This is a genomic window from Streptomyces sp. JHA26 (assembly GCF_002005565.1).
Lineage (GTDB): Bacteria > Actinomycetota > Actinomycetes > Streptomycetales > Streptomycetaceae > Streptomyces.
The window spans coordinates 98,363-112,142 of the sequence record NZ_BDJC01000002.1 but is presented as its reverse complement, the minus strand read 5'-3'; the positions used below and the strand labels follow the sequence as shown (position 1 = coordinate 112,142).

General features: G+C 74.6%; 13 protein-coding genes and 1 pseudogene. 10 read left to right on the top strand and 4 right to left on the bottom strand.

Features of this window, described 5'->3' with window-relative positions; genetic code table 11:
- Positions 1 to 36 precede the first annotated feature (36 nt).
- The gene (locus JHAT_RS01845; RefSeq protein ID WP_077796228.1) at positions 37 to 456 is read right to left on the bottom strand and encodes a DUF3151 domain-containing protein; all 420 of its coding nucleotides are present in this window, start codon (positions 454 to 456) and stop codon (positions 37 to 39) included.
- A gap of 193 nt (positions 457 to 649) precedes the next feature.
- Between JHAT_RS01845 and JHAT_RS01840 the strand changes: the two genes are divergently transcribed.
- The 10 genes from JHAT_RS01840 (at position 650) to JHAT_RS01795 (ending at position 11,666) form a co-directional block, all read left to right on the top strand.
- Positions 650 to 1,465 carry a tryptophan 2,3-dioxygenase gene (locus tag JHAT_RS01840; RefSeq protein WP_077796227.1) on the top strand — a complete coding sequence of 272 codons (816 nt, stop codon included), beginning with the start codon at positions 650 to 652 and terminating at the stop codon, positions 1,463 to 1,465.
- Positions 1,458 to 2,720 carry a kynureninase gene (gene kynU / locus JHAT_RS01835; RefSeq protein WP_077796226.1) on the top strand — a complete coding sequence of 421 codons (1,263 nt, stop codon included), beginning with the start codon at positions 1,458 to 1,460 and terminating at the stop codon, positions 2,718 to 2,720. Before JHAT_RS01840 ends, kynU begins: the two co-directional genes overlap by 8 nt.
- Before the next feature lie 184 nt (positions 2,721 to 2,904).
- The gene (locus tag JHAT_RS01830) at positions 2,905 to 3,825 is read left to right on the top strand and encodes an alpha/beta hydrolase (protein ID WP_077796225.1); all 921 of its coding nucleotides are present in this window, start codon (positions 2,905 to 2,907) and stop codon (positions 3,823 to 3,825) included.
- A gap of 193 nt (positions 3,826 to 4,018) precedes the next feature.
- Positions 4,019 to 5,035 (top strand): alpha/beta hydrolase, encoded by a 1,017-nt coding sequence (locus JHAT_RS01825; protein ID WP_077796224.1) that lies wholly within the window; start codon positions 4,019 to 4,021, stop codon positions 5,033 to 5,035.
- On the top strand, positions 5,028 to 6,233 hold the full coding sequence (locus JHAT_RS01820; protein ID WP_077796223.1) for an acyltransferase: 1,206 nt from the start codon (positions 5,028 to 5,030) through the stop codon (positions 6,231 to 6,233). Before JHAT_RS01825 ends, JHAT_RS01820 begins: the two co-directional genes overlap by 8 nt.
- Positions 6,226 to 7,614 carry a sensor histidine kinase gene (locus JHAT_RS01815; protein ID WP_077796222.1) on the top strand — a complete coding sequence of 463 codons (1,389 nt, stop codon included), beginning with the start codon at positions 6,226 to 6,228 and terminating at the stop codon, positions 7,612 to 7,614. The genes JHAT_RS01820 and JHAT_RS01815 overlap by 8 nt, the downstream gene beginning before the upstream one ends.
- Positions 7,611 to 8,297, top strand: a complete 687-nt coding sequence (locus JHAT_RS01810) for a response regulator transcription factor (RefSeq protein ID WP_077796221.1) — start codon at positions 7,611 to 7,613, stop codon at positions 8,295 to 8,297. Before JHAT_RS01815 ends, JHAT_RS01810 begins: the two co-directional genes overlap by 4 nt.
- 56 nt (positions 8,298 to 8,353) lie before the next feature.
- On the top strand, positions 8,354 to 9,739 hold the full coding sequence (locus tag JHAT_RS01805; protein WP_077796220.1) for a histidine kinase: 1,386 nt from the start codon (positions 8,354 to 8,356) through the stop codon (positions 9,737 to 9,739).
- The gene (locus JHAT_RS01800) at positions 9,736 to 10,401 is read left to right on the top strand and encodes a response regulator transcription factor (protein ID WP_077796219.1); all 666 of its coding nucleotides are present in this window, start codon (positions 9,736 to 9,738) and stop codon (positions 10,399 to 10,401) included. Before JHAT_RS01805 ends, JHAT_RS01800 begins: the two co-directional genes overlap by 4 nt.
- A 59-nt stretch (positions 10,402 to 10,460) precedes the next feature.
- Entirely contained in the window at positions 10,461 to 11,666 is a 1,206-nt protein-coding gene (locus JHAT_RS01795; protein ID WP_077796218.1) for a cytochrome P450, read from the top strand.
- On the opposite strand, the gene JHAT_RS01790 is transcribed toward JHAT_RS01795, so the two are convergent.
- From JHAT_RS01790 to JHAT_RS01780, 3 genes and pseudogenes are all read right to left on the bottom strand, one after another.
- On the bottom strand, positions 11,649 to 11,873 hold the full coding sequence (locus JHAT_RS01790) for a hypothetical protein (protein ID WP_253195369.1): 225 nt from the start codon (positions 11,871 to 11,873) through the stop codon (positions 11,649 to 11,651). The two genes, JHAT_RS01795 and JHAT_RS01790, sit on opposite strands and share 18 nt — an antisense overlap.
- A gap of 165 nt (positions 11,874 to 12,038) precedes the next feature.
- Positions 12,039 to 12,770: pseudogene (locus JHAT_RS01785) on the bottom strand (ABC transporter permease); the annotation flags it as partial.
- A 47-nt stretch (positions 12,771 to 12,817) separates the two neighbouring features.
- Positions 12,818 to 13,717, bottom strand: a complete 900-nt coding sequence (locus JHAT_RS01780; protein ID WP_077796216.1) for a diacylglycerol kinase family protein — start codon at positions 13,715 to 13,717, stop codon at positions 12,818 to 12,820.
- Positions 13,718 to 13,780 lie beyond the last annotated feature (63 nt).

Genomic DNA, 13,780 nt, shown 5'->3' with positions numbered 1-13,780 from the left:
GGCACCCCAGGGGTGCCGGGCCCTCGCACGTGCTCGTCAGCGCTTCAGCTCGTCGTACGCCTCGGCGCTGCTGTCCTTCAGGAACTGCCAGCACCGCTCCGTCTCGTCCTTCTCGCCGATCGCGCCGGCGGCGCGGGCGAGGGCGGCGAGGCAGCGCAGGAACCCGCGGTTGGCCTGGTGGTCCCAGGGGATGGGCCCGTGTCCCTTCCACCCGGCCCGGCGCAGCGCGTCCAGACCGCGGTGGTAGCCGGTGCGGGCGTACGCGTACGACTCGATCACGCGCCCCGCCGCGAAGGCGTCGTCGGCGAGCATCGCCCAGGCGAGCGAGAACGTGGGGTCCTTCGCCGCCACTTCGGCCGGCGGCAGGGACTCCTCGCCGAGGAGGCGGTTCGCCTCCTCGTTCTCGGGCAGGTACGTCGGATCCGGGCCGCCGAGCAGGTTCTTGTGCGTCGTCATGGAAGCAGTCTGCCACTCGGGGACGGGCGTCCGGGACGCCCGCGAGGGGGAGCGCGAGCGCCGCACGCGGGGCCCGCGACGGGCGGGTCTTGCGATTTCCTGGCAGCATTGCGGAGGATGCCGTCGGGGACCGGGGCCCCGTGCCGGTAACGGCAGGGCGGACCGCTACCCGTAGTGCCATCAGGAGACAGAAATGTCCCACGACGCCCCGAATCTCGACTTCGAGGGCAGCACGCCGTACGAGGACTACGTCAAGGCGGACGTGCTCACCCACCTCCAGCACACCCTCTCCGACGATCCCGGAGAGATGGTCTTCCTGGTCACCACCCAGGTCATGGAGCTGTGGTTCACCGTCATCGTCCACGAGTGGGAGACCGCGGCCCGCGCCCTGCGCGAGGACCGGATCCCGGTGGCGACCGACGCGCTCAAGCGCTCGGTGCGGGAGCTGGAGGCGCTGAACGCCTCCTGGACGCCGCTCGCGGGCCTCACGCCCGCCCAGTTCAACTCCTACCGGGGCGCCCTCGGCGAGGGCTCCGGCTTCCAGTCGGCCATGTACCGCCGCCTGGAGTTCCTGCTCGGCGAGAAGTCCGCGTCCATGCTCGTCCCGCACCGCGGCGCCCCGCGCGTCCACGCGGAACTGGAGAAGGCGCTGCACGAGCCGAGCCTGTACGACGAGGTCGTCCGGCTCCTCGCCCGGCGCGGGTACGACATCCCGGACGCCGTGCTCCGGCGGGACGTCACCCGGAAGTACGAGGCGTCGCCCGAGGTGGAGGCCGCCTGGACGGCCGTCTACTCCGGCGACCAGAACGGGGAGCTGGCCCGCCTCGGCGAGGCCCTCACCGACGTCGCCGAGCTGGTGTGGCGGTGGCGCAACGACCACCTGGTCGCCACCCGCCGCGCGATGGGCGCCAAGACCGGCACCGGCGGCTCCGCCGGGGTGGCCTGGCTGGAGAAGCGCGCCCGCGGAAACGTCTTTCCCGAGCTGTGGACGGCGCGGTCCTATGTCTGAGCTGATGAGCGTCGCCGAGGAACTGGACGCCGCCGACGCGCTGGCCGCGGTGCGCGAGCGGTTCGTCCTCGACGACGTGACCTATCTCGACGGAAACTCGCTGGGCGCCCTCCCGGCGCACGTCCCCGACCGCGTCGCGGACGTCGTGCGGCGCCAGTGGGGCGAGCTGCGCATCCGGTCCTGGGACGAGAGCGGCTGGTGGACGGCGCCCGAGCGGGTCGGCGACCGGATCGCCCCGCTGGTCGGCGCGGCCCCGGGGCAGATCGTCGTGGGCGACTCCACCAGCGTCAACGTCTTCAAGGCGGTCGTCGCGGCCGTCCGCATGGCGGGCGGGGACGCTCCCGGCCGGGACGAGATCCTCGTCGACGCCACCACCTTCCCCACGGACGGGTACGTCGCCGAGTCCGCGGCCCGGATGACCGGGTGCACGCTGCGGGCCGTCGTCCCGGCCGAGGTGCCGTCGGCGCTGGGCGAGCGCACCGCCGCCGTCCTGCTCAACCACGTCGACTACCGCACCGGCCGGCTGCACGACCTGCCCGGGCTCACGGCCGCCGTGCACGCGGCCGGGGCGTACGTGGTGTGGGACCTGTGCCACAGCGCGGGCGCCCTGCCGGTCGGGCTGGACGAGCACGGCGTCGACCTGGCGGTCGGCTGCACCTACAAGTACCTCAACGGCGGCCCCGGTTCGCCCGCGTTCCTGTACGTGCGCCGCGACCTCCAGGACCGCTTCGACTCCCCGCTGCCCGGCTGGAACTCGCACGCCGAGCCCTTCGGCATGCGGCCCGGTTACGCCCCGGCCTCCGGTGCGGTGCGCGGCCGGGTCGGCACGCCGGACATCCTGTCCATGCTCGCCCTGGAGGCGTCCCTCGACGTGTGGGACGGGGTGTCGATCGATGCGGTGCGCGCCAAGTCCCTCGCGCTGACGGACTTCTTCCTGCGCTGCGTCGGGGAGTACGTGCCCGAGGGGCGGGTCGAGTCCGTGACGCCGGTCGCGCACGCCGAGCGGGGCAGCCAGGTGGCGCTGCGCTGTCCCCCCGCTCTCGGATCCGCTCGAGCGGGAGGGGCCCCCGACGCGGGCGACGTCATGCGGCGGCTGATCGCGCGCGGGGTGGTGGGCGACTTCCGCGCCCCCGACGTGCTGCGCTTCGGCTTCACCCCGCTGTACGTCGGCTTCGCGGACGTGGAGCGGGCGGCGCGGGTGCTCGCGGAGGTGCTCGCGGAGGGGCCGGCGGAGGGGGCGGTGTCGACGGCCTGACGGACGGGGCCGGGTGAGGGCGGTGCCGGTCCGGCTCGGACCAGACCGGTCCGGCCCGGCGCCGCAGCTCACCCAGCGTGACATCCCCGTGTCCGCGCACGTCACCGGCCTGATAACGTCCCGCCGACGGCCGATCGTCTTCCCCTGGTCCGCCAACACCGTTTCGTCGCTGAGAGGTTGGAGCATGCCGGACGCCGCCGCAGAACCGGGCACCGCTGCCGCGCGGAACGCCGCGGAGGAGAGGTCGGCCTTCTCGCACCCGGCCGTCGAGCCCGACAGCACCGCCGCGTACGGCGACCACCCCGACCAGGTGATCGACTTCTACGTCCCGCGCGGTGCGGGCGGCGGGCCGGGTGTGCCCGCGCCCGTCGTGGTGGTCCTGCACGGAGGCGCGTGGCGGGCTCCGTACGACCGGCGCCATGTCAGCCCGTTCGCCCGGTTCCTGGCCGGCCGGGGCTTCGCCGTGGCCAGCGTGGAGTACCGGCGCGGCGCGCGGGACGGGGCGGGGGACGGTGTGCGGGGCGGCGCGGGCGACGACCTGGTCGCGGGGCGCTGGCCCGACACCTTCGACGACGTGGCCGCCGCGCTGGACGCCCTGCCCGCGCTGGCCGGGCGGCACCTGCCGGGGGCCGACGCGCGCCGCACGGTGCTCACCGGTCACTCGGCGGGCGGCCACCTAGCCCTGTGGGCGGCGGCCCGGCACGTGCTGCCGGCCGACGCGCCGTGGCGCCTCGACCGCCCGCCGTCCCTGCGCGGCGTGGTCGCCCTCGCCCCGATCGCCGACTTCGAGGTCGCCGGGAAGCTGGACGTGTGCGGGGGAGCGGCGCGGCAACTCCTGGGCGGCGAGGAGCACTACGCCGAGCGCCGGCCGTACGCCGACCCGGCCCTGCTGCTGCCCACCGGCATCGCGACCACCGTCGTCCAGGGCCGCGCCGACGTGGACGTGCCGCAGGCGGTTGTCGAGGCGTACGCCGACGCGGCGGCGAGGGCCGGTGAGATGGTGGGCGTGACACTGCTGGAGGACGTCGGTCACTTCCCGCTGATCGACCCGGCGGCGGACGCGTGCGCGGTGGTGGCGGAGGAGATCGCCCAGCTGGCGTGGTGAGGGGTTTTCGCGGTGGTGCTCCTCCGGGCTCCCCGGTCTTCTCCGGTCTTTCCGGCGGGCGTCATGTCAGACCCGTAGTACCTGAGAGCTACGTCGCGAATGAGCTCTCCGGCGGGACGCCGACTACCCCTTCCGATTCATAACTTCCGTCCCAGGCGAGCCCGATGAGCGGGTGCGCGGGAGGGGAGCGGTCATGGGGTCGGGTACGGCGTCCGGTACGGCGGTACGTCCGCGGCGGCGCGTGGGGAGGGGCCGCAGGGCCGCGCTGGCGGCACTCGTGGCCGGTGCCGTGGCGTTCCCCCTCTCCGCCGCCGCACAGCCCGAGATCCCCGCCCCGCCTCCCGCGGTGCTCGCCGCCCCGACGGCGGACACGCTGGCGGCCACCTACGCCGCCAACCGGGCCAACGCCGCCGAGGCGGCCCGGATGGCCGACGCCCACGGCGACCGCCACCGCGCGGCGGCGGACCGCTCCCTGGCCGATCCGTCCCGGCAGCTGCTCGCCTTCGACGGCCGGGGCGCCGGCCTGGCCACGGAGGTCCTCGGCGACCTGGCCCACGCCGACCGCGTCGCCGTCCTGGTCCCCGGCTCCGACACCGGCCTCGACACCTACGGCCGGTTCCGCGCCGCCGCCCTCGCCCTGCACCGGCAGCTCCGCACGCAGGCACCGGACGGCACCCGTACGGCGGTCGTGGCCTGGCTCGGCTACCGGACGCCCGGCACCGTCAGCACCACGGTCGCCACGACCGGCCGCGCCGACGAAGCCGCCCCGAAACTGCGCGGCCTGGTCGACGACCTGCGCGGCGTCCTCCGCCCCCACGCGCAGGTGACCCTCCTGTGCCACTCCTACGGCTCGGTCGTCTGCGCCCGTGCCGCCGCCGGCCTGGACGTCGCCGACATCGCCCTGGTCGGCAGCCCCGGCACCGGCGCCGACTCCGCCGCGGGCCTGCGCACGGACGCCCGGGTCTGGGCGGCGCGGGGCGCCGACGACTGGGTGGAGCACGTCCCGCACGTCAGCGCCGGACTGTTCGGCACGACCGTCGGCTTCGGCACCGACCCGGTCTCCCCGGCCTTCGGCGCCCGGGTCTTCGACGCCGGCGACGGCGGCCACAGCGACTACTTCGACGCCGGCTCCCGCTCCCTGACGAACCTGGCCCGGATCGTCCTGGGCGAGACCGTCCTGGGCGGGACCACGGAGGTGACCCGTGACTGACGTGACCCCGGCGCACCCGCGCGGCGCGCTGCGTGCCGCCGCCGCCCGGATCGACGCGGCGACGCCCGCCTCCAGGGACCGCGCGGTCGACGCGCTGCGCGCCCTCGCCATCCTCGGCGTCGTCCTCGGCCACTGGCTGGTGACGGCCCTGGTCTCCGACGGCGGCGGCCTGCACACCGCCAGCCCTCTGCAGCACATGCCCCGGCTGGCCCCGGTCTCCTGGGCCTTCCAGACCCTCGCGGTGTTCTTCCTGGTCGGCGGGCACGTGGCCACCCGTGGCTGGGCCGCGGCCCGCGACCGGGGCACACCGTACCGGCGGTGGCTGGCCGCCCGGCTGGGCCGGCTGTTCCGGCCGGTCGTGGCCGTCCTCGCCCTGTGGGCGGTGATCGCGGTCCTGCTGTTCCTGACCGGCGCCGACCACGGGACCGTCCGCACGCTGGTCAAGCTGGCCCTGTCCCCGCTGTGGTTCCTGCTGGTCTTCGCCGCGCTGACCGCGGCGACGCCGCTGCTGGCCCGGCTGCACCCGCTGTGGCCGCTGGCCGTCGTCCTCCACGTCGATCTGCTGCGCTTCGGGCTCGGCGGTCCGTCCTGGCTGGGCTGGATCGATCTCGCCGCGGGCTGGGCCGTGCCCTACACCCTCGGCGCCGCCTGGACACGGGGCGAGCTGGAGCACCGCGGGGTGGGCTGGGCCCTGTTCGCCGGGGGTACGGCGGCGACCGCGGCGCTCGTCGCCTGGGCGGGCTACCCGGCGTCCATGGTCGGTGTCCCCGGCGCCCCCGTCTCGAACCTCGACCCGCCGACGCTGGCCGCCGTCACCTTCGGCCTGGCCCAGTGCGGGCTCGCCCTGCTGCTGCGGGAGCGGCTGCGCCGTGCGCTGCGGCGGCCGGTGGCCTGGGCGGCGGTGGCGCTGGTGAACCTCTTCGCGATGACGATCTTCCTGTGGCACCAGACGGCGATGATGGCCACGACCGTCACCGGTCTCCTCGCGGGTCGGCTGCCCGGACTGCACACGCTCCCCGACGGACCGGACTGGGTCGCGGCCCGGCTCGTCTGGCTTCCGGTGTTCGCCCTGTTCCTGGGCGTGTGCTGGGCGGCGTTCCACGGTTTCGAGCGCGGCGGCGGCCACCGCCGCCCACGGGTCGTCCGCGGGCACCACCCGCGGCCCCGGGCGACGACGAAGGGGGCGCGGCATGTCTAGGCTGGGCGGCGTGATGCCACGGGGGAGCAAGCGCGCGGCCGGCACGCGCTGGTGGGGGACGCTGCGCGACGACCTGTGGACCGCGCGGGCGGATCCGCTGCCGCCGTCCACATGGCTGCGCTGGCTGCCGCACGGGATCGTCTGGCTGGCCGCGTTGGGCGTGCTGCTCGGCGACGCGGCCCAGCTCGGCGACAACGGCGGACTCGACGGAGAGTTCGCCTTCCTGATCGCGCTCGGCCACAGCGGCGCGATGGTCCTCGCCCTGTGGCGGCCGGTCCCGGCGTGGTGGCTGTCCCTGGCCGCCATGCTGGTGGGGGCGACGGCGGTGCGCGCCGTGATGGACGACGGGTACAAGTTCACCTGGCCCTGGACGGTGGCCGGACTCATCGCGCACCTGTTCGTCCTGCTCCTGCTCGCCCTGCGGGTCCGCACCCGGGTGTCGCTGGAGGCACTGGGTTTCACGGTGCTCGTCACCTACGTCGTCCAGGGCCTGGTCGGTGCGCGCAACTACCAGCCGACCGGCCAGGTCGCCGTCGTCCTGTTCGCGGTGGTCGTCGTGCTCGGCATCGCCCTGCGCGGCCGCCGCGAGGCCCGGACCCAACTCGCGGAGCAGACCTCGCTCACCGCCGAGGAACGCGCCCGGCGCACCCTCCTGGAGGAGCGCAGCCGCATCGCGCGCGAGCTGCACGACGTCGTCGCCCACCACATGTCGGTCATATCCATCCAGGCCCAGGTCGCCCCCCACCTCGTGGAGAACCCTTCGGACGAGCTGAAGGAGAACCTCGAGGGCATCCGGGAGAACGCGCTGGAAGCGCTGACCGAACTGCGCCGCGTCCTCGGCGTGCTGCGCTCCGAGGCCCCCGACGTCCCGGGGGCGGCACCCGACCGCGGCGGCACCGCCCCGCACGCCCCGCAGCCCACGCTCGACCGGCTCGACGCGCTGGTGGAGAACACCCGGGCCGCCGGACTGACCGTGACCGTCGAGCACAGCGGCCGACGTCGGCCGCTGCCGCCCGGCGTGGAGCTGTCGGCGTACCGGATCGTGCAGGAGGCGCTCAGCAACGTCCTGCGGCACGCGCCCGGCGCGAGCGCCCGGGTCCAGCTCACGCACCTCCCGATCGGGCTGCGCGTCGACGTCTCCAACACCCGGCCCACGCGGGCCCCGGCGCCGTCGCAGGGGGCGGGGCACGGGCTGCTCGGCATGCGGGAGCGGGTGGCGATGCTCGACGGCACCCTGAGGGCGGAGCGGCTGCCGGACGGCGGCTACCGGGTGTCGGCGTTCCTGCCGACGGACAGCGGCCCCGACCGGCCCGTGCCCGACGCGACGTCCGACTCCGCCCACGAGCCCATCCGCCATTCCACCGAGGACGACACCCCATGACGACCGGCAGCGACGGCCGTGTGATCCGCGTACTGATCGCCGACGACCAGCAGATGGTCCGGCAGGGCTTCACCGTGCTGCTCAACATCCAGCCCGACATCGAGGTGGTCGGGCAGGCCGTCGACGGACTGGACGCCGTGGCCAAGGTCGCCGAACTCACGCCGGACGTCGTCCTGATGGACATCCGCATGCCCGAGCTGGGCGGCATCGAGGCCACCCGGCGGATCACCGGGGCGACCCCGGAGATCAGAGTCCTGGTGCTGACCACCTTCGACCTGGACGAGTACGTGTACGAGGCGCTGCGGGCCGGCGCGTCCGGGTTCCTGCTGAAGGACGCCTCCGCCGACCAGCTCGCCGATGCGGTCCGGGTGGTGGCGGCCGGCGACGCGCTGCTCGCACCGGGCATCACCCGGCGGCTGCTCACCGAGTTCTCCCGGCTGCGCGAACCACCCCGGGCCCCGCTGAAGGAACGGGTCGCGGGTCTCACCGAGCGGGAGACGGAGGTGCTGGCCCTGATCGCGCAGGGCCTGTCGAACGCGGAGATCGCCACGCGGCTGGTCGTCGCCGAGCAGACGGTGAAGACCCACGTGGGCCGGATCCTGGTGAAGCTGGGGCTCAGGGACCGGACGCAGGCGGCGGTGTTCGCGTACGAGTCGGGGCTGGTGCGGCCCTCCGGGTACTGAGGCGAATTCCAGGGGCCGTAGTACTTGAGACGGACACCGCAGGACCCCTCTCACTGGTGACGACCGCGACCCCGGCTGCGCCTACCGTTGCCAGGGTGACCGAGACGACTCAGACGCGGACCGCCCCCTCCGGGAGCAGCGGCGGCACGCGCAGCCCGGAGTTCCGGCTGGCCATGGACGCCCTGGGCGGACTGCGCCGGGACCTGTTCCACGACGCCTTCGCCTACCGTCCGCTGCCGCCGATGGCGACGGACGGCCCGCTGACCCGTCGGCTCTCCGGCAAGCCGCAGCGGTACGCCGCCCGCCTGCCGCACGCGGTCGTGGTGGCCCTCGCCGTGATCGCGCTGTTCGCCGGCTCCGCCGGCGCGGGCACCATGGGCGGTCCGCCGGCCCTGCTGAGCGGGCTGATGTGCGCGGCACCGGTGCTGGCCACGCTGGTCCGGCCGGTCGGCGCCTTCTGGATGTCGATGGCGGCGACACCGCTGGTGGCGTTGCTGGACGGCAGCCTGAGGGAGTGGCCGTGGCAGCCCGGCGTCTTCGTCTGCCACCTGGCGGTGCTGGTGATCGTGGCCATACGCACCCGGCCCCGCACGGCAGCCTGGATGTGGGTCCTCACGGCGGCCTACGCGCTCTTCACGGAGACCGTGATCGGCGACGGCGAGTACAACACCTCCGCGCCCATGCTGTTCCTCTCCGCCCTGGCCCTGCTGATGGTCGCGGTCCGGCACGTCCGCCGCGAGGCCCGGCAGGAGGTGACCGCGCAGCGGACGGTCACCGCGCACGAGCGGTCCCGGCGCACCCTGCTGGAGGAGCGCACCACCATCGCCCGCGAGCTGCACGACGTGGTCGCCCACCACATGTCGGTGGTCGCCATCCAGGCCGAGGCCGCGCCGTACCGGGTGGAGAATCCGCCGGAGGAGCTGGAGCGGGCCTTCGCCACCATCCGGGAGAACGCGGTGGCGGCGCTGACCGAGCTGCGCCGCGTCCTCGGTGTCGTCCGCGCCGAGGACCACGAGGCGCCCGACGCCCCGCAGCCCACGCTCGCCGACCTGGACGCGTTGCTCGCCAACGTGCGCGACGCGGGCCTGACCGTGGACAAGGCGGTGACCGGCGCGGTGCGCGAGCTGCCGCCCGGCGTGGAGCTGTCGGCGTACCGCATCGTGCAGGAGGCGCTGAGCAACACCCTGCGGCACGCGCCCGGCGCGAGCGCCCGCGTCGAGGTCTCCTACGTCCTGGGCGGTCTGGGCCTGAGAGTCGTCAACGGCCCGATGCCCGAACCGTCCCTGGTCAAGCCCTCGCCCGGCGCGGGGCACGGCATCACGGGCATGCGGGAGCGGGTGTCGATGCTCGACGGCGAGATGACGGCGGGCCCGGCCGACGACGGAGGGTACGAGGTGGCGGTGTTCCTGCCGGTCACCGTGCAGACCGAAGGGGAAGCATGACCATCCGGGTCCTGATCGCCGACGACCAGATGATGGTGCGCGAGGGCTTCTCGGTCCTGTTGAACGCGATGCCGGACATCGAGGTCGTCGGCGAGGCCGTCAACGGCCGGGAGGCGGTCGAGAAGGTCCGCGAACTCGCCCCGGACGTGGTCCTGATGGACATCCGCATGCCCGAGTTGAACGGCATCGAGGCGACCCGGCGGATCATCGCCGCGGACGGCGCGGCGAAGGTGCTCGTCCTGACCACCTTCGACCTGGACGAGTACGTGTACCAGGCGCTGCGCGCGGGCGCCTCCGGCTTCCTCCTCAAGGACGCCTCCGCCCGTCAGCTCGCCGACGGCGTGCGGGTGGTGGCCGCCGGTGAGGCGCTCCTCGCCCCCTCGGTCACCAAGCGCCTGATCACGGAGTTCTCCAAGCTGTCCGACGGCCCCCGTCTGATGCCCTCGGCCCAGGCGGCCTACGGCGACCTCACGGAGCGGGAGACGGAGGTGCTGGTCCTGATCGCCCAGGGCCTGTCCAACGCGGAGATGGCCGAGCGCCTGTTCGTGGCCGAGTCCACCGTCAAGACCCACGTCAGCCGCATCCTGGTCAAGCTGGGCCTGCGCGACCGCACCCAGGCGGCGGTCTTCGCCTACGAGGCCCGGCTGGTGACGCCGGGCTGACCGGCGGGCCGGCCGGCGGCCCCTGGTCAGTGCCGGTGCTCTCGCGCTAGCGTCCGGCCATGGCAGCCTTCGACCCGTGGGACCCGGCGTTCGTCGCCGACCCCTACCCCGCCTTCGCCGAGCTGCGGGCCCGGGGCCGCGTGCACTACTACGAGCCCACCGACCAGTGGCTGGTCCCGCACCACGCGGACGTCTCGGCGCTGCTGCGCGACCGCCGCCTGGGCCGCACCTACCAACACCGGTTCACCCACGAGGACTTCGGCCGCACCCCGCCCCCGCCGGAGCACGAGCCGTTCCACACGCTCAACGACCACGGCATGCTCGACCTGGAGCCGCCGGACCACACCCGGATCCGGCGCCTGGTGTCGAAGGCGTTCACCCCGCGCACGGTGGAGCGGCTGCGGCCCTACGTGCACGACCTGGCGGACGACCTGGTGGCCCGGCTGGTCGCGGCGGGCGGCGGCGACCTGCTGACGGACCTGGCCGAACCGCTGCCGGTCGCGGTGATCGCCGAGATGCTGGGCATCCCGGAGTCCGACCGCGCCCCCCTGCGCCCCTGGTCGGCGGACATCTGCGGCATGTACGAGCTGAACCCGTCCGAGGAGACGGCGGCGAAGGCGGTCCGGGCGTCCCTGGACTTCTCGGAGTACCTGCGCGCACTGATCGCCGCCCGCCGCGAGGAGCCGGGCGACGACCTGATCTCGGGGCTGATCGCGGCCCACGACGAGGACGACGACCGCCTCACCGAGCAGGAGATGATCTCGACCTGCGTCCTGCTCCTGAACGCGGGCCACGAGGCCACGGTGAACGCGACGGTCAACGGCTGGCTGGCCCTGTTCCGCAACCCGGACCAGCTGGTGGCCCTGCGCGCGGACCACTCCCTGGTCCCCTCCGCCGTGGAGGAGCTGCTGCGCTACGACACCCCGCTCCAGCTCTTCGAACGCTGGGTGCTGGACGACGTCGAGATCGACGGGACGGTGATCCCGCGCGGCGCGGAGATCGCGATGCTGTTCGGTTCCGCCAACCACGACCCGGCCGTCTTCACCGCCCCGGACCGCCTCGACCTGGCCCGCCGGGACAACCCCCACATCTCGTTCAGCGCCGGCATCCACTACTGCATCGGCGCCCCGCTGGCCCGCATCGAACTGGCGGCGTCCATGACGGCCCTGCTGGAGCGGGCACCGGACCTGCGCCTGGCGGCGGAGCCGGAACGCCGGCCGAACTTCGTGATGCGCGGACTGACGGGGCTACGAGTGGAGCTCTGAGGCCCGCGCCGACTCCCGCCGTAGGCGCCGCCGTCCCAGCAGCCAGGCGCCGAGCCCCCAGAGCACGGCGGGCACGACGGCCCCGGCGAGGAAGACGAACGGCAGCTCGGTGAGCACGGCACCGAAGTCCTGCCCGTTGTTCTCGAACTCGTTGCCCAGGTGCCGCTGGGTGCGTGCGGTCTGCCCCCACACGACCACCGCACCCACGGCCCCGGCCAACGAGACCGCACACCCACCACCCGCCACCGCATCCCGACGCATACCTGTCCGGACGCCCCCACCCCGACCACCGGTTGCGCCTCAGACCGCCGGACCGCCAGGCCGCCGGACCGCCACGCCGCCAGACCGTCACGTCGTCACGCCGCCGAACCGTCACGTCGTCATGTCCCGCCGCCGCAGTCCCGCCAGCCCCGTCCCGACCAGCACCGCCGCGACGAGCAGCAGCACCAGCACCGGCGACCAGCTCATCGCCCCGCCCGGCAGCTTCGGCAGGTGCCCGTACGGGGACACGTCCAGGACGGTCTGCGGCACGTCCAGCGCCGGCCCGACCCACCCCAGCAGCAGCACCGCGCCCGCGACGGCCCACGCGGCCACCGCGGCCCGGGGCAGCAGCCCGTGCAGCAGGACCGCCACGCCGCCGATCACCCACACCGCGGGCACCTGCACGAGACACGCGCCCAGGATCACCCCGGCGTCCCTGCCGTACCCGGCGGCGAAACCGAGCCCGGCGAGCAGCATGATGAGGACCGATCCACCGAAGGCGATCACCAGGTGCCCGGCGGCCCACCGCAGCCGGCCCACGGCGCCCGCGAGCACCGGCTCCGCCCTCCCGGACGTCTCCTCGCCGCCGAGCCGCAGTACCGACGCCACCACGTACAGTGCGGCGATCAGCCCGAGCATCCCGACCATCGCCGACACGAACGCGTCGGTGATCCCGGCCTGCCCGCCCATCCGCTCGATGATCGCGCGGGCCTGTTCGTTGTCCCCGACCAGATCGGCCGCGCCCTCCGTCATCGAGCCGTAGACGACCCCGGCGAGGAGGAAGCCGACGCTCCAGCCGAGGACGCCGCCCCGCTGCAACCGCCAGGCCAGCGCGCCCGCCGAACACCGCCGGTTTCAAGGCCCCCTGATCCGAACGACAGGCCCCAGCCCTACCCCGTAGGCAGCGTCAGCCCCCACGCCCCCTCCCGGGCCACCCACGTCCGGGTCCGCACCGGTCCCGACACCACCGCGTCGGCCCGGTAGCGGTAGTGCGCCCCCGACACGGTCACCGTCCGCCCCACCGCCCTCAGCGGCGACGCCTCCGCGCCCACCGGGACCGGCCGCACCTCCACCTCGGCCAGCCCGCCGGAGCCCGGCAGGACCGACACCGCGTCGACCGGCCGGTCGAGGTCCACCAGCGTCACCCCGTCGACCTCCACCCGCAGCCGGGCCGGACCGGACGCGCCGGGACCGGCGGTGATCCGGGCCGGCCGTGCCGGAGCCAGCGTCCGGACCAGGGACTGGCAGGTCCGCAGCCAGGGCCGGCCCGCCGCGTGCGCCCCGCCCCCGGCGTCCGCGTCCGCGTCCTCGCGCGCCGTGACCGGCGGGATGCCCACCTCGCCCAGCACCACCCCGTCGCTGTCGTCGACGAGCAGGTCCAGCCGCCGCACCGTCCCGTCCAGCACCGCCCGTGCCGCCGCCACCGCGCCCGTCGGCAGCCCGAGCGACCGGGCGAGACCGAGCACCGGCCCCACCGGCACCGCCGACAGCGCACACCCCGCCAGCTCCCGCTGCCGGTGCAGCAGCGCGACGGCCCGCAGCAGCGCACGGTCGTCGCCGATCACGACGGGGCGCCGCGAACCCCGCCGCCGCAGCGCCCGCGCGAACTCCTCGGCGTCCTCCGGCAGGCACACCTTCATGTGCGCCGCACCCGCGCGGAGCACGTCCTTCGCGATCCGGACGGACTCGCCGTCCGCCCGGCGGGCGACCGGATCCACGACCACCAGAAGCTGATCGGGTGTCGCGGACGATCTCGCGGACGATCGTGCGGAAGTCGCCACCTCGGCCATGCCTCGCTTCCTCGGGTAGCATCTTTGTGCAAGAGCCCCTTGCGCTATTGCGCCAGGGGCTTC

Bases quoted from the DNA above. Each gene is read 5' to 3' on its own strand.
- JHAT_RS01845 (WP_077796228.1), bottom strand. From the start codon at position 456: ATGACGACGCACAAGAACCTGCTCGGCGGCCCGGATCCGACGTACCTG.
- JHAT_RS01840 (WP_077796227.1), top strand. From the start codon at position 650: ATGTCCCACGACGCCCCGAATCTCGACTTCGAGGGCAGCACGCCGTAC.
- kynU (WP_077796226.1), top strand. From the start codon at position 1,458: ATGTCTGAGCTGATGAGCGTCGCCGAGGAACTGGACGCCGCCGACGCG.
- JHAT_RS01830 (WP_077796225.1), top strand. From the start codon at position 2,905: ATGCCGGACGCCGCCGCAGAACCGGGCACCGCTGCCGCGCGGAACGCC.
- JHAT_RS01825 (WP_077796224.1), top strand. From the start codon at position 4,019: ATGGGGTCGGGTACGGCGTCCGGTACGGCGGTACGTCCGCGGCGGCGC.
- JHAT_RS01815 (WP_077796222.1), top strand. From the start codon at position 6,226: ATGTCTAGGCTGGGCGGCGTGATGCCACGGGGGAGCAAGCGCGCGGCC.
- JHAT_RS01810 (WP_077796221.1), top strand. From the start codon at position 7,611: ATGACGACCGGCAGCGACGGCCGTGTGATCCGCGTACTGATCGCCGAC.
- JHAT_RS01800 (WP_077796219.1), top strand. From the start codon at position 9,736: ATGACCATCCGGGTCCTGATCGCCGACGACCAGATGATGGTGCGCGAG.
- JHAT_RS01795 (WP_077796218.1), top strand. From the start codon at position 10,461: ATGGCAGCCTTCGACCCGTGGGACCCGGCGTTCGTCGCCGACCCCTAC.
- JHAT_RS01780 (WP_077796216.1), bottom strand. From the start codon at position 13,717: ATGGCCGAGGTGGCGACTTCCGCACGATCGTCCGCGAGATCGTCCGCG.